26 protein-coding genes are annotated in these 21,675 nt (G+C 50.8%); 16 read left to right on the forward strand and 10 right to left on the reverse strand.

Annotated features, from left to right (window positions below; translation table 11 throughout):
• The first annotated feature begins 12 nt into the window (after positions 1–12).
• Together BLP91_RS06565 and BLP91_RS06570 are read left to right on the forward strand one after the other, a co-directional pair.
• The gene (locus tag BLP91_RS06565; protein WP_091567979.1) at positions 13–1,047 is read left to right on the forward strand and encodes an ABC transporter ATP-binding protein; all 1,035 of its coding nucleotides are present in this window, start codon (positions 13–15) and stop codon (positions 1,045–1,047) included.
• Positions 1,044–2,063, forward strand: a complete 1,020-nt coding sequence (locus BLP91_RS06570) for an ABC transporter ATP-binding protein (RefSeq protein ID WP_091567982.1) — start codon at positions 1,044–1,046, stop codon at positions 2,061–2,063. Before BLP91_RS06565 ends, BLP91_RS06570 begins: the two co-directional genes overlap by 4 nt.
• 44 nt (positions 2,064–2,107) lie before the next feature.
• Here the strand turns inward: BLP91_RS06570 and BLP91_RS06575 are convergent, their stop codons facing one another.
• Both BLP91_RS06575 and BLP91_RS06580 read right to left on the reverse strand, forming a co-directional pair.
• Entirely contained in the window at positions 2,108–3,385 is a 1,278-nt protein-coding gene (locus tag BLP91_RS06575; RefSeq protein ID WP_091568273.1) for an Nramp family divalent metal transporter, read from the reverse strand.
• A 110-nt stretch (positions 3,386–3,495) separates the two neighbouring features.
• A complete protein-coding gene (locus tag BLP91_RS06580; RefSeq protein WP_091567984.1) occupies positions 3,496–3,717 on the reverse strand; it encodes a NifU family protein in 222 nt (73 codons plus the stop codon).
• Between the two features lie 265 nt (positions 3,718–3,982).
• On the opposite strand from BLP91_RS06580, the gene BLP91_RS06585 reads away from it, so the two are divergent.
• Genes BLP91_RS06585 through BLP91_RS06595 form a run of 3 tightly spaced genes read left to right on the forward strand, consistent with a single transcriptional unit; the run spans position 3,983 to position 6,388 of the window.
• Positions 3,983–4,909, forward strand: a complete 927-nt coding sequence (locus BLP91_RS06585) for a PLP-dependent cysteine synthase family protein (RefSeq protein ID WP_091567987.1) — start codon at positions 3,983–3,985, stop codon at positions 4,907–4,909.
• A 2-nt stretch (positions 4,910–4,911) separates the two neighbouring features.
• Positions 4,912–6,045, forward strand: a complete 1,134-nt coding sequence (locus BLP91_RS06590; RefSeq protein ID WP_091567989.1) for a bifunctional cystathionine gamma-lyase/homocysteine desulfhydrase — start codon at positions 4,912–4,914, stop codon at positions 6,043–6,045.
• Positions 6,046–6,070: 25 nt separating this feature from the next.
• The gene (locus BLP91_RS06595; protein ID WP_091567992.1) at positions 6,071–6,388 is read left to right on the forward strand and encodes a YuzD family protein; all 318 of its coding nucleotides are present in this window, start codon (positions 6,071–6,073) and stop codon (positions 6,386–6,388) included.
• Positions 6,389–6,453: 65 nt separating this feature from the next.
• Here the strand turns inward: BLP91_RS06595 and BLP91_RS06600 are convergent, their stop codons facing one another.
• A complete protein-coding gene (locus tag BLP91_RS06600) occupies positions 6,454–7,059 on the reverse strand; it encodes a class D sortase (protein ID WP_176757874.1) in 606 nt (201 codons plus the stop codon).
• 211 nt (positions 7,060–7,270) lie between these two features.
• On the opposite strand from BLP91_RS06600, the gene BLP91_RS06605 reads away from it, so the two are divergent.
• The 4 genes from BLP91_RS06605 (at position 7,271) to BLP91_RS17060 (ending at position 9,128) form a co-directional block, all read left to right on the forward strand.
• The gene (locus BLP91_RS06605) at positions 7,271–7,531 is read left to right on the forward strand and encodes a DUF1450 domain-containing protein (RefSeq protein ID WP_091567997.1); all 261 of its coding nucleotides are present in this window, start codon (positions 7,271–7,273) and stop codon (positions 7,529–7,531) included.
• 232 nt (positions 7,532–7,763) lie between these two features.
• Positions 7,764–8,003, forward strand: a complete 240-nt coding sequence (locus BLP91_RS06610; protein ID WP_091568000.1) for an aspartyl-phosphate phosphatase Spo0E family protein — start codon at positions 7,764–7,766, stop codon at positions 8,001–8,003.
• Between the two features lie 103 nt (positions 8,004–8,106).
• Entirely contained in the window at positions 8,107–8,463 is a 357-nt protein-coding gene (locus BLP91_RS06615) for a HesB/IscA family protein (protein ID WP_091568003.1), read from the forward strand.
• 356 nt (positions 8,464–8,819) lie between these two features.
• Entirely contained in the window at positions 8,820–9,128 is a 309-nt protein-coding gene (locus BLP91_RS17060; protein WP_091568005.1) for a hypothetical protein, read from the forward strand.
• A 365-nt stretch (positions 9,129–9,493) separates the two neighbouring features.
• On the opposite strand, the gene BLP91_RS06625 is transcribed toward BLP91_RS17060, so the two are convergent.
• Positions 9,494–11,566, reverse strand: coding sequence for a catalase (locus BLP91_RS06625; protein ID WP_091568008.1), 2,073 nt, complete (start codon positions 11,564–11,566; stop codon positions 9,494–9,496).
• 239 nt (positions 11,567–11,805) lie between these two features.
• Here BLP91_RS06625 and BLP91_RS06630 point away from each other — a divergent pair, with 239 nt between their 5' ends.
• The gene (locus BLP91_RS06630) at positions 11,806–12,318 is read left to right on the forward strand and encodes a DUF2179 domain-containing protein (RefSeq protein ID WP_245662163.1); all 513 of its coding nucleotides are present in this window, start codon (positions 11,806–11,808) and stop codon (positions 12,316–12,318) included.
• A 270-nt stretch (positions 12,319–12,588) separates the two neighbouring features.
• Here BLP91_RS06630 and BLP91_RS06640 read toward each other — a convergent pair whose 3' ends face one another.
• Positions 12,589–12,783, reverse strand: a complete 195-nt coding sequence (locus BLP91_RS06640) for a hypothetical protein (protein ID WP_091568014.1) — start codon at positions 12,781–12,783, stop codon at positions 12,589–12,591.
• 116 nt (positions 12,784–12,899) lie between these two features.
• Positions 12,900–13,901 carry an NAD(P)/FAD-dependent oxidoreductase gene (locus BLP91_RS06645; RefSeq protein ID WP_091568017.1) on the reverse strand — a complete coding sequence of 334 codons (1,002 nt, stop codon included), beginning with the start codon at positions 13,899–13,901 and terminating at the stop codon, positions 12,900–12,902.
• A 435-nt stretch (positions 13,902–14,336) separates the two neighbouring features.
• Here BLP91_RS06645 and BLP91_RS06650 point away from each other — a divergent pair, with 435 nt between their 5' ends.
• The 3 genes from BLP91_RS06650 to BLP91_RS16705 all read left to right on the forward strand — a co-directional run bounded on the left by BLP91_RS06650 (position 14,337) and on the right by BLP91_RS16705 (position 16,391).
• The gene (locus tag BLP91_RS06650; protein ID WP_091568019.1) at positions 14,337–15,530 is read left to right on the forward strand and encodes an NAD(P)/FAD-dependent oxidoreductase; all 1,194 of its coding nucleotides are present in this window, start codon (positions 14,337–14,339) and stop codon (positions 15,528–15,530) included.
• A 75-nt stretch (positions 15,531–15,605) separates the two neighbouring features.
• On the forward strand, positions 15,606–16,091 hold the full coding sequence (locus BLP91_RS06655; RefSeq protein WP_091568022.1) for an NUDIX domain-containing protein: 486 nt from the start codon (positions 15,606–15,608) through the stop codon (positions 16,089–16,091).
• 159 nt (positions 16,092–16,250) lie between these two features.
• Entirely contained in the window at positions 16,251–16,391 is a 141-nt protein-coding gene (locus tag BLP91_RS16705) for a YuiA family protein (protein ID WP_245662166.1), read from the forward strand.
• 64 nt (positions 16,392–16,455) lie between these two features.
• On the opposite strand, the gene BLP91_RS06660 is transcribed toward BLP91_RS16705, so the two are convergent.
• Complete coding sequence (locus BLP91_RS06660; RefSeq protein WP_245662167.1) at positions 16,456–17,223, reverse strand: chlorite dismutase family protein; 768 nt, start codon at positions 17,221–17,223, stop codon at positions 16,456–16,458.
• 203 nt (positions 17,224–17,426) lie between these two features.
• Between BLP91_RS06660 and BLP91_RS06665 the strand changes: the two genes are divergently transcribed.
• Positions 17,427–17,681 (forward strand): YuiB family protein, encoded by a 255-nt coding sequence (locus BLP91_RS06665; protein WP_091568028.1) that lies wholly within the window; start codon positions 17,427–17,429, stop codon positions 17,679–17,681.
• Positions 17,682–17,725: 44 nt separating this feature from the next.
• Here BLP91_RS06665 and BLP91_RS06670 read toward each other — a convergent pair whose 3' ends face one another.
• Entirely contained in the window at positions 17,726–18,532 is an 807-nt protein-coding gene (locus tag BLP91_RS06670; RefSeq protein ID WP_091568030.1) for a cobalamin-binding protein, read from the reverse strand.
• 57 nt (positions 18,533–18,589) lie between these two features.
• Here BLP91_RS06670 and BLP91_RS06675 point away from each other — a divergent pair, with 57 nt between their 5' ends.
• The gene (locus BLP91_RS06675; RefSeq protein ID WP_091568033.1) at positions 18,590–19,153 is read left to right on the forward strand and encodes a GNAT family N-acetyltransferase; all 564 of its coding nucleotides are present in this window, start codon (positions 18,590–18,592) and stop codon (positions 19,151–19,153) included.
• Between the two features lie 116 nt (positions 19,154–19,269).
• Here the strand turns inward: BLP91_RS06675 and BLP91_RS06680 are convergent, their stop codons facing one another.
• Positions 19,270–19,752, reverse strand: a complete 483-nt coding sequence (locus tag BLP91_RS06680; RefSeq protein WP_091568036.1) for a divergent PAP2 family protein — start codon at positions 19,750–19,752, stop codon at positions 19,270–19,272.
• A 274-nt stretch (positions 19,753–20,026) separates the two neighbouring features.
• Complete coding sequence (locus BLP91_RS06685; RefSeq protein WP_091568038.1) at positions 20,027–20,308, reverse strand: hypothetical protein; 282 nt, start codon at positions 20,306–20,308, stop codon at positions 20,027–20,029.
• A 405-nt stretch (positions 20,309–20,713) separates the two neighbouring features.
• On the opposite strand from BLP91_RS06685, the gene BLP91_RS06695 reads away from it, so the two are divergent.
• Complete coding sequence (locus BLP91_RS06695; protein ID WP_091568044.1) at positions 20,714–21,595, forward strand: hypothetical protein; 882 nt, start codon at positions 20,714–20,716, stop codon at positions 21,593–21,595.
• The last annotated feature ends 80 nt before the right edge of the window (positions 21,596–21,675 follow it).

The following is a 21,675-nucleotide window of genomic DNA, read 5'->3' on the forward strand; positions in this document are numbered from 1 at the left end:
GGAGGGGACGGTATGGATAAAGAAAAAGTACTGGAAGTGCGGGATCTGAAGGTTTCTTTTAAAACGTATAACGGTGAAGTGCAGGCGGTGCGCGGCGTCAATTTTGACGTCAATAAAGGGGAAACCCTTGCCATCGTCGGTGAATCCGGCTGCGGCAAAAGTGTCACCTCCCAGAGCATCATGCGCTTGATTCCGGAACCGCCGGGTTGGATAAAATCGGGCGAAGTTCTGTTTGAGGGGAAGGATTTAACTCAGGTTTCGGAGAAAGAGATGGAGGACATCCGCGGTAAGGAAATGGCCATGATCTTCCAGGACCCGATGACTTCACTCAATCCGACGTTGACTGTCGGCAAGCAGATTATGGAAGGCCTGATCAAGCACCAACATGCGGAGAAACACGAGGCTAAAGAGCGGGCCCTGGAGATGCTGCGTCTGGTGGGGATCCCCAGCCCGGAGACTCGGATCAATCAGTATCCTCATCAGTTCAGCGGGGGGATGCGTCAGCGGGCGATGATCGCCATCGCCTTGGCCTGCCGTCCGAAACTGCTGATCGCCGACGAACCGACCACGGCCCTTGACGTGACCATTCAGGCACAGATCCTCGATCTGATGAATGAGCTGAAGGAGAAGTTGCAAACCTCCACGATCTTGATCACCCATGATTTAGGTGTGGTGGCCGATGTCGCGGATCGGGTCGTCGTCATGTACGCCGGTAAGGTGATCGAATCGGGCACCGTGGAGGAGATCTTCTATCGCCCTCGCCATCCCTACACCTGGGGTCTGATGGGCTCGATGCCGAGGCTGGATCTAACCCGGGAGAAAAGATTAAATCCCATCTTGGGGACGCCGCCGGATCTGTTGTCCCCGCCACAGGGTTGCCCCTTTGCCGCCAGGTGTAAGCACGCGATGAAGATCTGCCAGCAACAGATGCCGGAATCCACCTCAGTGGAGGAAAGCAGCACCCACCAGGTGAACTGTTGGCTGGAGCACCCGATGGCACCCGCGGTGGAGCCGCCAGCTGAAGTGGCAGGAGGGGGTTCAAAATGAGCGTAGCCGAACCGAAAGTAGAAAAGATTTTGGAAGTGAAAAAGGTTAAAAAGCACTTTAACATGGGCCGCAATCAAGTGGTTCAAGCAGTGGACAATATCAGTTTCGATGTGTATAAAGGGGAGACCTTGGGTCTGGTGGGAGAATCCGGTTGCGGAAAATCGACCATCGGCCGGACGATCATCAACCTGTATGAGGCGACCGACGGCGAGATTCGCTTTAAAGGGCAGAGCACCAAGGATCTAAAGGGGAAAAGTCGGAAGGATTTTAATCGGGAGATGCAGATGATTTTTCAAGATCCGTATGCCTCCCTCAATCCCCGGATGACGGTAGCAGATATCATCGCCGAAGGATTGGATATTCACGGCCTGGCCAAGGGGGAAAAACGGCGTCGTCGGGTGGTTGAGCTGTTGAAAACAGTTGGTCTCAATGAAGAGCACGCCGATCGCTTCCCCCACGAATTTAGCGGAGGACAACGGCAACGGATCGGGATTGCCCGGGCGTTGGCAGTCGATCCAGACTTTATCATCGCCGACGAACCGATTTCCGCACTGGACGTCTCGATTCAGGCCCAGGTGGTCAACCTGATGAAAAAGTTGCAGCGCGAAAAAGGATTAACTTATCTGTTTATCGCCCACGATCTGTCCATGGTGAAATATATTAGCGACCGGATCGGTGTCATGTATCTGGGAAACCTGGTGGAGCTGGCGGACAGTCAGGAGCTGTATGACAACCCGTTACACCCCTATACGGAAGCGCTGTTGTCAGCGGTGCCGATTCCCGATCCTGACATGGAGGGCAAACGGGAACGGATCATTCTGAAAGGGGATGTCCCCAGTCCGATCAACCCGCCCAGCGGTTGTCGTTTCCGCACTCGTTGTCCCAAGGCGATGGATATCTGTGCTCAGGAAGTGCCTACGTGGCAGGAAGTCCGCCCGATGCACTGGGTTTCCTGCCATCTCTACCAAGAAGAATCCATTAAAAAAGAAGAAGCGAACAAAAATCAATCCAATTGAACGCAAAAACCCCCTGAAGCTCTCGAGGTTCAGGGGGGATTTGTTTATTGGAAGAATGCAGCCAGCTCCTGGATGGCCAGCACTGCGAACAAGAGGATGCTGGCAGCCAGTGTGACGTTGGCCATCCAGCCGTTGCGGTAGACTGATGCCACCTGGTCGGAATTGAGCAGCCAGAGGAGTGTGAGGGCTAAAAAGGGCATGAACAAGGCGCCTAAGGCCCCATAAGCGATGACCAGGGCAAAGGGTTTTTCCAAAAACAGAAGCAGCATAGGAGGGAAGGTGAGCCAGGCTAAATATCCGCGGTAATAAGGACTTCGATCGGAAAGGTAAGGAGCCGCTTCTTCTGCCGGGATGTTTCTGATGGTACGGACAAAGTCGGAGAAAAGGTAGGGTACCCCATTCCACACCCCCAACAGGGAGGTGAAGGAGGCGGACCAAAAACCGATCAAAAACAGCCAACGCACAGGTTGCCCCAGTTCTTCTCCAAGCAGCTGCGCCAGGGAAATCAGCCCTTGATCCCCTTTGAGCACGATTCCAGTCCCGTACAGGATCTCCGCTCCGATCACCAACAAGGCCAGGGTGAAAAGGCCCGTCATGGTATATGCTACGGTGGTGTCCAAGCGCATCATTGGAACCCAGCCCACCCGATTCCATCCTTTTTCCCGCAGCCAATATCCATAAGAAGCCATGGTGATCGTACCACCCACCCCTCCGATCAGGCCCAGTGCGTAAAAGAGGGAGCCATCAGGGACACGGGGGATCAGTCCCAGGGAGAGAGTGGCCAGGTTGGGGGCAATCAAGGCGGCGGATCCGATAACAGTGATAAACATCACCCCAACCAAGCCCATCATCACTTTTTCAAAAAAACGGTATCGACCGGTCCAGATCAAGAGAAAGCCGAGTAGACCGTGAAAGACAGCCCAAGCCCACAAGGGAGTTCCCGGAAACATAGCCGTCGTGGCCAAAGCAGTGGTGGAAGTGACAGCGGCTCCGTAAATCAATCCCCAGATCAGCACATAGACTCCGAAATAACCGGTCGCCCAGCTGCCTAGCTGTCTCCACCCTTGAAGAATGGTTTGTCCCGAGGCCAGGGTCCAGCGTCCGATGCCTTCATTGAGACAGAATTTGATCAGAGCTCCGATGATAACCGCCCATACAAACACATGTCCGTACAAGGTGCCTGCTACGAGAGCGGCGACCAGATCTCCGACGCCTACTCCGGTAGCAGCCAGGATCACCCCGGGTCCCACCTGCTTCAACCGGCTGGTAATCGATTGTGGCGGGGTTTTCCTGAGGGGGTTCAATTGCGTGGAGATAATCATCCCCTCCATAATATTTAGACTTTTCACTCATCATACCTGATCCAAAATGTGTATGGCAATAAAAAAAGACCGCCGATTTTCTTAGAGGCGGTCTATATCCGGATATTCGGTTAGAGAACTTGCTCCACTTCCGTCACTCCGGGCACTTCTTCCATCAAGGCTCGCTCAATGCCAGCTTTCAAGGTGATGGTGGAGCTGGGGCAGCTGCCGCAAGCACCTAACAGACGCACTTTTACCACACCGTCTTCCACATCCACGAGTTGGACGTCGCCTCCGTCTTGCTGAATAAAGGGACGCAACTTATCCAGGACTTCCTGAACTTGTTCATTCATTCTGGCATGCTCCTTTCAAAAGGGGCAAACTTCTTGAACGCCCGTTCTTAATCGGTTATTTTAGATGTTTTTCGCTGTTTGATCAATCGGAGGTATCAACGGGATATCACCTTTATTATATAAGATATCACCGTATCTGTCTCGGGTGAGTTGCCCCTTCCCGAATTCTTCCGGCAATCATCGGTGCAGCTTTCCGTAGTAGAACGAAAATGGTAAGATAAAGGAGATAACATACCAAAAGGAAATATTAAAGAGAGGTCTGGCGATGAGGCAGGTTTATCAGGATATCAAAGAGCTGGTGGGCTGGACGCCAATCGTTCGGGTGAAGCACTTTTTTCTGCCGGAGGGGGTAGAAATTTACGCCAAGTTGGAATATATGAACCCCGGTGGAAGTGTGAAGGACCGATTAGGCCTCGCCTTGATCCAGGCTGGTGAGGAGAGCGGCGATCTGGCACCTGGTGGAACAATCATTGAGCCGACAGCGGGCAATACCGGAATCGGCCTCGCGATGGCTGCGGTGGGAACGGATTATCAGGTGATTTTCGTAGTTCCTGAAAAGTTTTCCACTGAAAAGCAACAGCTGATGCGGGCTTTGGGGGCGAAGGTGGTCAACACCCCGACCGAGGAGGGCATGAAGGGGGCCATCGCCAAAGCCAAAGAGCTGGTCCGTGATATCGACGGTGCCTGGTGTCCCCAGCAGTTTGGCCACCCGGCCAACCCCCAGGCGCATTATGATACGACTGGGCCTGAAATCTGGCAGCAGATGGATGGCCAGGTGGATGTTTTTGTGGCCGGTTCTGGCTCCGGCGGTACGTTTATGGGTTGCGCCCGTTATTTAAAGGAGAAGAATCAAAAGATCCGGACAGTGATCGTGGAACCGGAAGGTTCCATCCTCGGGGGAGGGGAACCGGGGCCCCATCGGACGGAAGGCATCGGTATGGAGTTTTTGCCCGAGTATATGGATGCTTCTTACTTTGATGCCATCCACACGGTTCCCGATCAAGAAGCCTTCCAGATGGTGAAGGAGTTGGCCCGGCGGGAAGGCATGTTGGCGGCCAGTTCATCGGGGGCAGCCTTTTACGCTGCGTTGGAAGAGGCAAAACAGGCTTCGCACGGCACCCGGATCGTGGTTGTTTTTCCCGACGGCAGCGATCGATATTTGAGTCAGAATATTTATGGAGAGGGAGAGTAAACATGCGGATCGACACGAAACTGATTCACGGTGGTGTCTTTGGCGACGAACAGACTGGCGCCGTCAATGTACCTATCTACCAGGTATCTACCTATAAACAGGATGCGGTCGGACAACACCGGGGTTATGAATATTCACGAACGGGCAACCCGACGCGGGAAGCCCTAGAAAAGCTGATCGCTGAGTTGGAACTGGGCACTCGCGGCTTCGCTTTCTCCTCGGGAATGGCGGCGATCTCCACCATCTTCTCCCTGTTTGACCAGGGCGACCATCTAGTGGTTGGGGATGACATCTACGGCGGCACGTACCGGGTGATGAGCGGGGTGTTTAACCGCCTGGGGATCCGATCTTCCTTTGTGGATACCAGCCGTCCGGAAGAAGTGGCCGCGGCGATTCGTCCTGAAACGAAAGCTGTGTACATGGAAACGCCCAGCAATCCGCTGTTGAAGGTAACCGACATTCAGAAGTTGGCGAATATCTGCCGGGAGCGAAACCTGCTGTTGATCGTGGACAATACCTTTCTAACCCCCTACTGGCAGAACCCCCTGGAGCTGGGGGCGGATATCGTGGTTCACAGTGCCACCAAGTATTTGGGCGGCCACAGCGATGTGGTGGCCGGTCTGATTGCGGTGAAGGATGCCGAGCTGGGGGAACGGCTTCATTTTCTGCAAAATTCCATTGGAGGTGTGCTACCGCCCCATGATTCCTGGCTCTTGATCCGAGGGATCAAAACCTTGGGACTGCGGATGAGGCAGCATGAAGCCAGCACTCGCAAGCTGGTCCAATGGCTTCAATCCCGTTCCGATATCGAAAACATTTTTTATCCGGGTTTGGACCAACATCCCGGACATCATATCGCTTCCCGTCAGGCTCGGGGTTATGGTGGCATGTTTTCCTTTGATGTGGGAAGTGGGGAGCGTGCAGAACGGGTGTTGTCCCGGACCCGGTATTTCATCCTGGCTGAGAGTCTGGGCGCGGTGGAAAGCCTGATTTCCGTCCCGGCCCGTATGACCCATGCGTCGATTCCACCGGAACGGAGGCGTGAATTGGGGATTACCGACGGCTTGATTCGTATTTCGGTCGGTGTGGAGGATGTGAGAGACCTACAGGAGGACTTGGAACAAGCGCTTCGTTAACCACAAACAGGAAGGAGTGAGGCGAATGAATCAAGCGGTTGTCTTGGTTTACGGTGCGGAAACTCTGTGCGCTAGTTGTGTCAATCTCCCTTCCACTCGGGAAACGGCGACCTGGCTGGAGGCGGCTCTGAGCAGAAAATACGGCAGTCGGGTGACCGTCCGGTATGTGGATATCCATCATCCTGAGGGAGAAGAGGAAGCCGCTTTTTCCCGCCGGGTGATTGAGGAGGACCTGTGGTATCCTGTGGTTGTGATCGACGGTGAGATCGTGGGCGAAGGGAATCCTCGCTTAAAGGATATCCGACGGAAATTGGAGGATTTGGGGCTTACACCAGCTGTTTAAAGGGGTGCATAATGATAGATGAAAACAGGTTCCCCGGCAACGAACCGGGGAACCTGTTTTCGTCATCAGCTTTTTTCGCTGTGGGTCAGATCGGCTCGGATAATATAACGTTGGGGGGCACTGCCCACCATGTTGAAGGGGTAACAGGTGATCAATGACATGTCGGGTTGATCGTGGGGGACGATGACGGTGCGATCATCTTTATCCACGATGAAGGTTTTGCGAATCTGGTACGTATGGGTGTAGCCGTTCATTTTAACGTACAGTTTGTCACCCTTTTTCAGCTCACCGGCTCGGCGAAAGGTGGTCTCTCGGTGTCCCGCCAGCACAGAGTGGCCGGTTTCCCCGGGGAGCACTGTTCCATAACCGATATACTGACCGACACCCTTGGCCAATTCCGCTTCACCCGTCCCGTAGATAATGGGTAGGATCGCTCCGATGCGGGGGATGATCAGTTTCCCGATTTTTTCCCCTTTCTCAGGCTTAAACTCCGTATCGATCCCTTTTTCTTCCGATGGCTGCTTTTCCCGTTGATCCCAATCATCGGCGATAGACATGGCCAATTGCGGGTCATGGACGGCAATATTGATCTGATCCCACCATTGGTACCCGTTATAGCCTATCAGGGAAAGGCCGGTTATGATCAAGATGATGGCGATGCCACGGGTCAAGAGTGCTAACCTCCTCAATTCTGGATCAAGCATAAGAAAAAGGCGCTATTGTAACCAAATTTTTCACAAAAATATTTTATCACTTCTCCCCGGGGGAAACAATGGTCCTCGGCTGGTGCCACTTGAGGAGGGCTTCTTTTGTTACAGGCGATTTACGGTTACAATAGAAGTAATGCCCGCAGGCTCGACTGGTTTAAAGAGGTGAAGGTCGATGCAACCGATGGTTGAGTTTTGCATCAACCGGCTGACGTCGGATGTGGAAGAAATAAAAGATGAACTGGAAGAAGATCCGGAAGTAGATGTGTTGGAGTCGGCCTGTCTGGGGAACTGTGAGATTTGTGCTGAAACCCCCTATGCGATGGTCGACGGAGAGATTGTCACCGGGGAAAACGGAAAAGAGTTATTAAAAAATATTCGGAAAACGATAAAGGACCAACAAAAAAAATTGGACGACCTGCTGGACCTGTTGTAATTTGGGCTGCTGATGATTAACTTGTCAGCAGCCTTTTTACCGATGCAGATGACAAAATAAAGGTATGCTGATTATTTACGGAGGAAGAGCCAATAAATTACTACTCAAGAACTAATTCGTTAAAATTTTGTGAGTAAAAGGGGGGGGAAGACGTTTCATGTAGGAGGGAGGAGTGGTATGATTTTGATACCATAGTGATCGGAATGGATCAGGTGGAACAGGGGGGGGTCAGGTGGGGCGAGGCATTTTGGAAGAAGAGATGGAACGTTTGAGGGCACGGATGCAGCATAAAGCTACAGAATTGGGGATCGATCATCCGGCTGTGATCCGGATCAGCCAACAATTGGACGAGCTCCACAACCAATGGAACCGCTGGAGTCATCCAACGGATGATGAGCCCCATCACCAGACGACATACACCATCCCCAGATACTCATCCAAGATCCGCGAAGTGGCTGCTGTCCGTATATAGACCCGGATTCGATATCGGGCGGAGTCGGGGTTTGGTTGTATCCCTTTTTGCGATATAATGGATAGGAGAAAGGAAGCTCATGTTGTAAAAGGAGGGAACTCGCATGATCCATCTTTCCGAGCGAGCCGGCCACAAAGTGCGGGAAATGCTTCAGGATGAGGAGCATCCTGAAAAGCAGTATCTGCGTGTCGGCGTGACAGGCGGGGGCTGCAGCGGTTTTACCTACAGTCTCGGTTTTGATGAAAATAAAACGGAGAAGGATATGGAACTGGAACGCCATGGAATCCGTGTGTTGGTGGATCAAGACAGCGAAAAATTGATTCGCGGTCTTGAAATCGATTATAAAGAATCGATGATGGGGGGCGGGTTTACCATTCACAACCCGAACGCCATTGTCACCTGTGGCTGTGGCACCTCCTTTAAAACGGCTACTGACGAGGGTACGCCGGAGAAATGCTAACAAGCAAACATTCTGCATTTCAACCGTCTCCCACCGACGAGGGGAGGCGGTTTTAACGTAATTGATGAAGATGAATCGGAAGCTGTAAAAGGGGCAAGGGCAATGGGATATCGGTGGGCGTAACAATGCCTTACATGGTAACCCGGTCATTCTGGGCCGCAACAAAGCCGGCTACCTCAACAGGAGGAGGGTTCCGGCGGAACCGATCACCCACCGGATAACAGGATCAACCGGATAATGACACCTCAGTGGATCCAATCCCTCCGGACCCACCAAGTGTTTGATGTGGAGCCTTCCCGGGAACACTTTTACTACCTCCATGGGATGGGGGAATCTCTCTTTGGAGGTGGTGGGCTGTGTCCCAGGAGCGAAAAGAGGATTCGACCCATGAGCAAGTTGACTGGATGGTGGATGAAGGATTGGGGGCTGACCATACCGGCCGTGATTCTGGTGTGGTGAAGAAGACAGACACCCGTGTCATCCGAACCCATCCTGAAGCGCAACGAAAAGATGTGGAAGGCGAAGGAAATGGTCGCTACTGGATGGATGTCGACCGGATGGTGAACGAAGGACTCGGCGGAGGCCATGTGGGAGAAGCAACCGGTAAAATCGACGAAAGCCCCCCGTTAAGGTCGAAGCAACGACCCGCCGATACAGAAGGTTAAACCCCGGAACCGGTGTTTCAGTGTTTGGAGAACCCAATTTTTTATGGCAAGAAACCAGCCCACGACATTTCAAAAAGATGGCCGACCACCTAGTCGACTTTGACTAGGTGGTCGGCCATCTTTTTGACATTTTGCGCCGTGATCCAACCTTATGTTCTCCCCACACATGTCGTGATATTTTCGACCTCTGTTTTGATTAGATCTTGCGATTGCTCTGACCCGAGTCCGAAACGACCCCCTCTACTTGTACTTGAAAACCTAACGCTCGATTGGGATCCAACCCCTAGATGACTAATCTTACTGTCCGTAAAGGGTTCCAAAAAAATAGACTGTCGAGACTTTCTCGACAGTATAAGTGTTCTAAATCATGTTCTATTCCAAAAGCGTTGCTGAGCGATTGCAGCGAGAAAGTCCTCGCCGAAGTTTGGGTTATTTTCAGCAAACACGACTCCCGCTAGGTTATTTTTTTCTGATGCTTGAATATAAGACTGTCCAGTCGTGGCCACACCAATCGGTTTATAATGTTTGTATGCTTCCTGAATGAAGAACTTAATGTCTTGATTCAATTTCGCTTGATTTACAGCACTACCCCCAACAACATAGAGGGAATCATACAAGACAGGATATTTTGTAGTAAATGTTTCGTTGACTTTAATGTTTGTGCCATCGGCCCCTGTAACCGTACCCAGCTTTTCACTGATTATATCCATAAATACGCCATAGTTCTGTAATGTATTCAGAACATGACTGACTTCCTCACCGTTAAAATCATTGCCAATTAACACCCCAACTTTTTGTGTATATGCATAATGCGGTGTATTTAACTGGCTAATGGCAGGGGAACTTTTTGTTACGGGAACATTTGAACCTTTTGGACGCTCCACCCCAATATTGTCGGCAATGACACATGCCATCTCTCGATCGACGTTGACCCACATATCCACATTTTGCTGTCTAACCGATTCACTTTTAACATATTGAAGGTGATAAATGAATGTCTCCACAAGGTCTTGTTTTTCAACAGGGGATAAGCTGTTCCAAAAAAGTCGTGCCTGTGAAAAGTAATCATAGAAAGAATCGCTTGGGCGTTCTCTCGTAATGTGTCCTTCAACTTCCTCAGGATAATGAGCGTATCCACCTTCTTCTGGGGGAGTCTCCGCTGGTGTATTTCCAGCCAACGAATTTTTATGGTAGGTTACGAAATCAACATCAATTCGATATTTTGAATAGCTGTCTCGATTGTTATGGTTCACTTCTGCGATCGGCTTGTTAACTGGTATTTCATTAATATTTCCTGTACCGAGTCGATGGTAATCTGTATCTCTGTAAGCAAAAGCCCTCCCCTGCAGGACAGGATCATTCGTAAAGTCAATTCCTGGAACAAGCGTTGCAGGGTCAAACGATGACTGTTCTTCCTCTGCGAAGAAATTATCGACGAGTCGATTTAATGTCAATTTGCCGATAATTTCAACCGGAACGTCTTCTTCTGGCCAAAGCTTTGTATCATCTAAAATATCAAAATCAAACTTAAACTCATCTTCTTTAGCAATTAATTGCACACCTAATTCATACTCAGGATATGCTCCTTTTTTGACCGCTTCGATGATATCACGGCGATGGAAGTCTGGATCGACCCCTCCGATAATATTTGCTTCATCCAGTAACAATGAGTGTACACCAAGTTTTGGTATCCATTTAAATCTGACAAAGGTTCCTTTACCCTGTTCATTTATAAACCAGAACGTATTAATCGGCCAGCCTGCCATCATACGCCAGCTTCTGGGACGGCCCCGCATAGACATCAACCACATCACCATATGGGCTGATTCTGGGTTGCTGACGACATAGTCCCAAAAACTATCGTGTGCGGTTGTCGCTTGCGGTACTTCCGTGATGGGACTTGGTTTAGCTGCATGCGTCACATCCATAAATTTCATGGCATCTGCCAGAATAAATACTGGAAATTGAAGTGACAGCATGTCGTAATTTCCTTCTTGGGTATAAAACTTGACCGCAAAGCCACGTATATCTACGGCTGTATCCTTCGATCCTTTACTTCCGATAAAGGTAGAAAATCGACAAAAAACAGGTGTTTTGCGCCCGGTCTCTTGCAGAAAGTGTGCACGGGTCACATGTCTCATGGATTTATAGGTTTCAAAATCACCATATAACCCGAAACCTCTGGCATGAACCACTTTTTCCGGTATTCGTTCGCGGCTAAAACGTGACTGTTTTCTATAAAAATGAAAATCTTGCAATAAGGTGGGACCGCGCTTCCCTGCTCGTAAGCTCCATCGATCATTTGAAATTTTAAATCCGGCATCATCCGTCATCTTTTCCCCTGTGCCGGTATTTTTATGACGGTACTTCTCCAACTGTTCATCTTTTCTATTTCCGGGAACTCCTTTTCTGTTTCTTGACGATGGTTTCCTATCCATAAATCACCCATCCCCCCATTAGATTTTCCTCAATCCAATGATTATGGGTGCTTTGGAGAAATTATTCTCTCGATTAGTAGCAGCTGTTGTTATCAGAATATGGTCCCCTCAGAAAGTACCTGCTGTTCCGCTGGGAGCGCTTTGTTTCTTCCGGATGAAGATCCTCCTTTTCGTTAAAGGGTAACATGTTGTATGATTTGAGCAGATTTTATAAATATGGGAGACAGGAGGAGCATGCCGTGGTGTGGGTTCCGCTGTTTATTTTTTTTGTGCAAATCGCCTATGTGACCCTTTCCACCGTCCGCCTGATCGTGTTGATGAAGGGACACGCAAAGTTGGCAGCCGCGGTCAGCTTTTTTGAGGTGTTTATCTATATGCTGGGTCTGGCCACGGTATTGGAACATATCGACGTCTGGTATAACTTGGTGATTTACTGCTTGGGGTTTGCTCTGGGGATTTATACCGGGTCCCTTTTGGAAGAAAAGATGGCCATGGGCTATGTCACCGTCCAGGTGATCACCCGCAAAGAAGACTCCAACATCCCAAGTCAGCTGAGGGAGGCTGGGTTTGGGGTCACTTCATGGGTGGGAGAAGGACTGACGGGGGAGCGTCTGGTGTTAACCGTATTGACGCGGCGCAGACGGCAGAAGGAATTGGTCAATTATGTTAAGGAGTTGGATCCGAACGCCTTTTTGGTCTCCTATGAACCGAAAACCTTTCTTGGCGGATTTTGGGTGCGACGGACCCAATAATCGATTATATAGGGATTTCCGCCACCATGGTCATATCATAAAAGCCGCAGTTTACGCAAAACAGATTATGAGGACATTGATAGGTGGGCCGATCGGTCCACCCATCTGTCTTTTTCATGTCGTCAATGGGCCGGTACGGGCTGTAATCTGCCAACATGTCAAAATAGCGTCCTCTGTCTTCCATCCATTCCCCACAATGAGGACAGGCGACTTCCAAAACATCAAAACCATTACAAACCGGGCAACCCGTAGCTGAGTTCGTCTCCAAGATCATCGCCCCCGTTTCATGTTGGAAAAGATGAGATAGGCCGATAGCAGCACAAATGCGAGGATGGCGCCGACTACACCGTAAGCCGATTCACTGCCACGGTTGCGGCTTCCGAAAAAGATCAACAATGGAATCGCCAGTGTGGCCAACACCGTCAGCAGGTGATAGGATCCGGCGATCCAGCGGCTCCGATTCATGTAAAAAACTCCTTTTCCCCGATTTGCCCCTAGTTTGTCACCGGCCAACGGGTTCATACACCCGATGCTGATATGACTTGCATAATACAACCGCCTCCCTCGGAGGCGGTTGTCGTTTAAAACTTCATATTGGAGCTGTGGCCTGGTTGTAGGCGTGCTTGTGGATCCATGTACTGTTTGGCGTTGTTGACAGCTGTAGGTGCCTCGCCAAAGCCGACTGCGATCAATTTTACTTTGCCGGGATAAGTAGCTACATCCCCTGCGGCATAGATGCCAGGGATGTTGGTTTCCATTCGGGAGTTGACCAGAATCGATCCTTTTTCGATTTCCAGTCCCCATTCCTGAATCGGACCGAGGCTGGACACAAAACCGAAGCTGACGATGACGGCGTCGACATCCAGCTCCTCCACCACTTGGCTTTTCTTATCGCCGATCACCACTTGTTCGATGCGATTTTCCCCTTTGAGAGAAAGGATCTCTCGAGGCACGCGTATCTCGACGTTGGATTGCTTCATCTTATCCACACTGGTTTCATGGGCGCGAAATTTATCCCGGCGGTGAATGATGGTAACCTGTTTAGCGATCGGCTCCAACATGTTGGCCCAATCGACGGCGGAATCGCCACCGCCGGCGATCAAAACCTTTTTATCCTTAAACTGTTGGAGATCATTGACAAAGTAATGAAGATTTGTATGTTCATACCGCTCAGCGCCTTCCACTTTCAATTTGCGGGGTTCAAAAGCGCCGACACCGGCGGTGATGATGATGGATCTTGTCAGGTGGAGACCGCGGTCCGTTGTGAGTTCAAAGATCCCGTCCTCGTTTTTCTCCACCTTGTTCACTTTTTCGTTCACACAAAAAATGGGTTCAAAAAGTTTACACTGCTCCAGCAGATTATCCACCAGTTCCTGTGCCAGGATTTTGGGGAATCCGGCAACATCATAAATGTATTTTTCGGGGTAGAGTGCGGATAACTGACCGCCCATCTGAGGCAGACTCTCGATCACTTTTACCGATGAATTTCGCATGCCTGCATAAAAAGCTGCAAAGAGTCCGGTTGGCCCACCTCCGATGACGGTGATATCCACCACTTCCCGGTCACGTTCCACTGCTGACATCGGCGCACCTCCAAAGCGTATATTACCCTCCAAGCGTCACATCCCCACCATGGATGAGGTTCGCCAGGAACCTCGGAAAGGGATCAGACCCTTCCCACTGGTCGATTGTATTCTATCACGAAAATCCTAAAGGAACCAACGAAATGGTCGGGACTGGAAAACAAGCGTCAGTGATCTCCAGGATATTCCTCTATAACCTCATTTGATTGAGAGTAAAATTGTGTCATTCGCTTCATGAACGTAAAGAGAAACTGGCGAAACGGCCTTTTTGCGATTGGTTTCGTCCTTTCGCTGATGGATATCGGATCGTTCAGTGGATAGACTGATCACAAAGGACCTTGTCAAAAGAGAGCGAAACTCTTATTATGGTTTATAGTGTCCGGCGAAACCGGTGAAACTTGTGATTTCTTTAACATAGTAAATGGATGTGGTATGATGGCTCTTCCTAAAATTTTGGTCTTGGGGGCAGGGTACGGCGGCTTGATGACCACTGTCGGCCTCCAAAAGGAGTTAAATCAACAGGAAGCGGAGGTCACGTTGGTCAATTTGAACTCATATCATCACGTGACCACCAAACTCCACGAACCTGCTGCAGGCACCCTACCCTCCGAGTATGCGAAGGTGGATATTGACTCCGTCCTGGATCGGAACAAGGTTCGGTTTATCCAGGATAAAGTGACCCAGGTTGACCCCGACAAAAAAGAGGTGCAACTGGATGGGGGAGAAACCCTATCCTATGACTACCTGGTCTTTGGACTGGGCAGTGCGCCGGAAACCTTTGGTATCAAGGGGCTTTTGGACCACGCTTACTTTATCCGGAATTTGAACGGAGCCCGTCTGATTCGGGAACATATGGAGAAAGCGTTCGCCGAGTATAATACCTTGGAAGAAAAGCGGGACGATCTGTTGACGATCGTGATCGGCGGGGCTGGTTTTACGGGAATCGAATATGTCGGTGAATTAGTGGACCGCCTTCCCGAATTGTGCCGGGAGTTTGATATCCCCCGGGAAAAAGTACGGCTTGTCAATGTGGAAGCCGCACCGACAGTTCTGCCTGGCTTTGATAAAGAGCTGGTCGATTACGCGGTCAAATATTTGGAGGAGCGCGGGGTTGAATTCCGCATCAGTACGCCGATCGAAGAGTGTACACCCGAGGGTGTGATACTGAAAGGCGGCGAAAAAATCGATGCGGCCACCGTCGTTTGGACGGGTGGTGTCCGTGGAAATCCCTTGCTGGAGGAAGCAGGGATCGAAACGGCCCGCGGCCGGGTAAAAGTGGACGAATATCTGCGCGCACCTGGATATGAAGACTTTTTTGTGGTGGGGGACAGCTCCCTGATCTTTAACGAGGAGGAACGCCCCTATCCGCCCACGGCACAGATGGCCACTCAACAGGGGCAATATCTGTCCAAAAACCTGGTCGCCAAGTTGCGCGGAGGCTCAATGCAGCCCTTCTCTTTCGATTTAAAAGGAACGCTGGCTTCCCTGGGACGCGGTTCCGCCATCGGAATCGCCTTCGGCAAAAAGTTTTTCGGAGGCAAAGCTTCTTTCTTGAAGCGGGTGAACGATTGGCGTTGGTTCTATTTGATCGGCGGCCTTTCCCTGATGTTCAAAAAAGCCAAGTTTTGAGTGCCGAGCAAGCTGTAGTGCCCTGTCCGGTTATGATGGACGGGGTTCTTTTGTTTCAACTGGAGGGGTAATAGAATGAAACGCGGCGGTGTTTGGTTGGGTGTGGGCGGATTGGTGTTGCGGGAGACCGGTGAAATTCTGGTGGTGAAAAAGCGTTATGGAGCTACCATGGGCTTATGGACGTTGCCCGGCGGCTTTGTAGCGCCGGGGGAAACCATGGACGAAGCGGTGCAACGTGAAATCAGAGAGGAAACTGGTATACGGACCCGGGTGATCGGTGTAGCTGGGATCCGAACAGGCGTGCTTCGCTCCGGGGAGAGTGACAATATGGTGTTTTTCATCATGGCACCTGAAAAGGGCGAACCGGCACCGGACGGGGTGGAGATTGCGGAAGCCCGTTACCTGTCCCGGGATGTGTTACGCAAGGACCCGGCCACCACCGATCTGCTGCGACGGATCGTATCCGCTGAACAGCAATGGGAACCGGCGCTGGTACGACTCCCGATCAGCCTGCAACGGGATTATGGCTACAAAAGTTACCGAATTTTTTCCGGGTCATAAACAGAAAAGAGAGTTTGAAAGCGATCGAGTCCATAAAAAGGCGCAAGACCCGCTTACAACAGAGCAGAAGGACTTATCGTTGGTTTTTTTCCAGGTTTTGTTTTGCGTGGGAATCCTGTATCATGATCTGAAAATTTGAAAAACAGGAGGTTCGTTCCCGTGGTCGGACAAAACCTGTTTGCCTCCACGGAGATCTGCAGCTACTGTAAAGGGGATGGATACGTACAATTGCTCCTGGGCGGGTCGGAAACCTGTGGTTGTTGTAAGGGAACCGGAAAAAAGCCGGTGAAAGATGTTTAGCCCGGTATAAACCGGGTTTTTTTATGAAAAAGCCGCTTTCGACAGAAAGCGGCTAAAGGAAAAGTTACAGGGTATTCAAGGCATCCTTGACATCGGGATGACGGATGCAAGTGAACATCGGCACATCCCGGAGGGTATACCGGCTGGCTTCCGTTTCACGCAGTTCCTGTACCAGAACGGAGAAATCCGTAATCTCGTCGGTCTCAAAGGCGACGACGAACTCGTGATCGTCGATACCAAAACTATAGGTGGTGTTCAATTTGACAGAGGGATACTTGCTACCCACTTGGATATGTTCATCCATCATCCCTTGACGGGTGGGATAGGTTAATTGATACCAGTCACGGGTTTTAATAAAGGGATAGACGAACAGGTACTTTTTCATCCCGGGAATAATAAACGTCCGCGGGTTTTGATGTTCAGGATCCATCTTATCTACATACATGCTCCGTTTGGTGAAGGAAAGATAGGAGTAGGTGATCTCCAGGTATTGACCCAGGCCGGTGTGAAGCAGACGGGTCATCATTTCCTGGAATACCTCTACGTTTTTGGCGATTCTCCACAGCATGAAATCGGCGTCGGAACGAATGCCAACCATGGAATAAGCGTTGACCATCACGCCGTTTTGCTTATATTCATTCACCACAGCAGTGAATTCCTGTTTCCCTTGTTCCTGTTCTTCCTGGCTGAGACGCCGCCAGGCAGGATCGACTTTAAAAAAGACAAAGTTGACAAACTGGGTCGGCAGTTTTTTCTTTTGCCCGGCATCGCCGGATCCACCGGTGTTACTCGGGCTCCCCATCGGGGGCCGACCTCCAGACTGTGGACGCATACTCTAAACCCCCTTGTTATCCACTTCACAACCTATTGTATCGAAAGGGGACGGGCTCTCGCAAATAGGCTGGCCAATTTGTCGCCGGAATGCCACAACTTGTTCCTGGTGGTTTCCCGTCGCCTGGGGCGGACAATTGTGATAAAATATCCGCAGGACGAACACGATCCGTCGTGTCAAGGGATCAACGGAGGCGATGAAATGTGAGTCTTCCCCAAATCATCATCAGCGTCCCGCTGTTTGGATTTATGGGTTTCGGTATTTCCTTTATACTCAACATGATTTTAAAAACCACCTGGTTCCCACTGATTCTGTATGCAGGGGTTTTGATTTACTGTTTTTTAAACTTCGATCTCAAGGGTGGAGACTACCTGATGTTGAGCATCGGCTTGGCCGGGATACTGGGCGGTGCCTGGGCCATCCAGACGCTGCGCAAAAAAGGATATCGCATGTTTTAAAGAAAGGGCCCTGGTACACGGGGCCCTTTTTCGTAGAACAGGAATCACAAGGGTCGCTGGGGGTTCGGCGGATCGAACCGGTCGGGGTACAAGAGGTGGGCTAAGTGTTCGATACCGGTGAGGATCCGCTGGGAAGGACGGCAATACCAACCTTCTTCCAGGATGTGAACGCGATCGTCAGCGGCGAAGGAAAGCCCTTGCCAAGCTGGTCGTCCGGTAATTTTCTCCTTGCGCACTTTGTGAATCGGCACACCGGTCCAGACGGCCAAGGTGTAATCGGGGCGACGGGCAGCCACGGTCTCCCAATCGGTTTTGACACTCTGTCCGCCTTCATCACCAAATACATTGACTGCCCCCACGATCTGGCTGACCTCTGTCAGCCAGTTTTCTCTTCCCGGAGTGAACACGGGCTTAGGCCACCATTCCCAGTATAGTCGGGGAGCGGGTTGATCGCGGGGAATCCGGTTCTCGATCGATTCCAATTTTTTCGTGAATTGAGCGGCCAATTCCCGCCCGCGAGACTCCACGCCGGCCTGCTGGGCTACCTTGATAAAATCCTGCGGAATGTCGTAGAGGCTTCCGGGATACAGCGTGATAAAGGGGATTTTCAATTGTCGGAGGGATTCAATGTTTTTTTCCATCCCGGGAACACTAAGGGAAGCGACGGCCCAGTCCGGATTTAGAGACTGTACCCGCTCCATGTCGATGGATAGATCCGGACCCAGCCGAGGAAGGTGGTTCACTTCCTTCGGCCAGTCGGAATAATCGTCGACGCCGACGATTTGATCACCGAGGCCTAGGGCCCACAAGATCTCCGTATTGCTCGGACAGAGAGAGACTATCCGCTGCATGTAAACACCCCTTTTCCCTGCAGTTTTTACTCAAACCCGTAAGGAGATGGTTGTCTGATGGCTGTGGATTTGAAACGGTCGGGCCTTCCGACAGATGAACAGAAAAGATATCGCATCAAAGGCCATGAGGTGGTGCTGCGCCAAGCCAACCCCGAAGATGCCAAAGAGGTGAGTAAACGCCTCGCTCGGGTGATTCAAGAAGGAATTTATCTGGATGAATCTCCCGATACCCGGCCCGATGTACAAAAAAAGAGAGGGGAAATCGAGAAAATTCGCGATCACGACGGGATGTACACCGTGGTAGAAGTAGACGGAAACATCGCCGGCAGCGCCCAGTTAAAGCGGGGTTCCAAGGGAATGAGTCATCATACGGCCCAATTCCGGACATGGCTCATTCCCCGGTATCGGGGGATGGGGCTCGGCAAGAAACTGCTGGAATACACCCTCTCCTGGGCAAAGGATCACGGGATTGAAAAGATCAACTTGGATGTGTGGGATACCAATGAGCGGGCGATCGGTCTGTACCGAAAATACGGGTTTCGCCTGGAGGGCCGGCGTCGTCGTCAAGCTGTGATCGAGGGAAAGTATGTAGATGAAATTTTTATGGCTCGCTTCCTCTGACAAGAGTGGCGTATCGGGTGAGAAGCCGCCACAGGAAAGTGCCATCCCCCGAGGTTCAATTATCGAAGGAACAGAGAGTTTCCCCTCTCGGAAATTGGAGGCCCTTTATCGCTCTTCTATACCCACAACCAGTAGATGAGCAAGGCGATGCCGATTCCGAACCAGGCGCCGGCAAACACCTCGATCGGTTGATGCCCCAGTATCTCCTTCAGCTTCACCCCGGTTTCACGGGGTGATTTATGTTTGATGTGGCGAATCTCCTCCAGTGCTTGGGCAAAATCCTCAGCCAGCTGGTTGAGCACCTGAGCTTGCATGCCCGCTTGACGACGGACGCCAGCAGCATCATACATGACGATAATCGCCAGGATGGAGGTGATAGCAAACAGGGGCGATCCCCAGCCTTCCCAAAGGCCGATGGCGGTGGCCAGGGAAGTGACTGCAGCCGTATGGCCGCTGGGCATGCCGCCGGCGTTAAACAGCCAGTTAAAATCCCACTGTCGAGTGACGGTATAATTCCACGGTACTTTTAGAATTTGGGCCAGTGCGATCGCCGTCAGTGAAGCCCAGAGGGGGTAGTTGTTCAATAGATTGGAAACCATCGGCCGTGTCGTCCTTTCGCTTTTCCCTGGTGTTTATTTGGTGTTTCAAATCAGTTTGCTTTATATGCGTGGGGAGAGGCTCCCTAAGATCTCCATTGTATCATAAAATGCCTGGCTGTCCGGTGGTCAGATTTTAATCCTGAACGATCTCCTGCTTGTACCAAGAGAAAGAAGGGAAACGGGGTTTTCCCACCCTTCGTCTGTACCCGAGACGTGGGGGGCGAAAACCCCGTTCGCTTCCTGTGGAGAGATGGTCCCTTCCGGGAGGTATGGCTTACATGGGGAATCGACTCTGTTTTGAAGGGAGGATCGTAGTTTTCTTCCGTTTATTGCGAAGTCCAGTCCAAGCGATCAGATTCAGCGTAAAGCCGCCCAGGAGTACCCATCCCCCGGCGATGTCAAATAATCGGACCCCGAGCATCTCCGGTGCCATCATGGCGCCGGTATGCAGATGGAAGACCGTAGAATAAATTCCAAATAGCAACAAGATGAACCCTGCGGCGTGGAACATGATCAAAAAGGAATCGCTTCTGAACAGTTGCTTATCAAATTTCATCTGCAACCGCCCCCTTGATCTCCTTTATTATTTGTATATTCAATCTATTACCAAAAGGTCCCTTCTTCTTGGTGAATCGATCCTAAATCACGATGTTGAATTTCAGGAGATGAATTAGGAGGAGGTGGAAGTTATTCCATGACGGGGGCGGTTTCGGGAGCTTCCAGGTATAGGGCTCTGATGGTACTCCATGCGCACTGGGAAGCCGGTTCTAGGGGGATAGTTGTTGAGATCGAGAAGTACCGGATAATTTTTTATGGCCTTCAGTGGGTTTGCGGGAGAGATGAAAGGGCTCCTTGTCGTGTCCAAACCCGATATGTACTTTTTCCTTTCGGCCACTACTTATTTTTTATGTTAAAATTGTGATGTTTTCTGTTTTAGTTTTTCAAGGGAGGAGTCTGATTCATGCCTTCATATTTTTCTCTATTGAAGCAACATGCGGTGAGGTTGGGCTTTGCCACCTTTATCGGTTATTTGGTGGCTAATGTGGCGTGTTTTGTGGCCACGATCATTTTGTTATTGTTTCCCGTGCTCTTCTTGGGCGGGGCAGCGTCGATGGAAGATGCGATGAACCCTGAAATGGCTGCTGGTCTGGGGATAATAGGGTTCATCCTTATAGCTGTGGCTTACCTGTTGGTGCTGGTGCTTTCCATGGTTTTCGGTAGTTTTCTGAACGGCGGGCTTTATGGGATGGGAATGCAAATTTTGTTGGAGCAGAGGTCAAAAATCGGCACCTTTTTCTCCCAGGGAGTTCGCTTTTTATGGCGATTGACCGGTCAGTCCATCCTGGCGTTCCTTTGCATGGTTCCGGCTTACTTGATTCTCCTTGTGCTGGCGATTGCAGCGGAAGCGTTAGGGGATGCCGGAGTAGTGATGGTGCTGCCGGTTTTGGCATTGGTGTTTCTGATGATGCAATTTAACATTCATGCTCCGGCTGTCCTGGTTCGGGACGATCTACGCGTGTTGGAGTCGATCAAGCAGACGTTCCGGGTTGTTTTTTCTTCATTTGGTTCTTCTTTCCTCTCTGTTTTGCTGGCTGGAGGTGTGTTCCTCGCCGTGAACTTGGGCTTCGCCGTCGTCGCCGGTGTGACGATGGTTCCGCTGTTGTTGCTGCAGACATTGGTGCACGAAGGATTTGTTGTGTTAAGCATTCTTGTGGGAATTCCACTTGCCTTGACGTATGTGATTCTCGTCTTCCCCTTGTCCTTCGCCGCTGCTTATCTCTTGGTCCTGTACCGGTATGATCAATTCATCCGTCCACGGGAGGATCAAGCGATAGCGGCGTAAAGATAACGACAAAAAAGCCGGCCGCCTCACACAGGCATCCGGCTTTTTATTGTTTCATCCCTGAATCCCCATCCATTTTA

Source organism: Melghirimyces thermohalophilus (assembly GCF_900102685.1).
In the GTDB taxonomy this organism is placed as follows: Bacteria; Bacillota; Bacilli; order Thermoactinomycetales; family DSM-45169; genus Melghirimyces; species Melghirimyces thermohalophilus.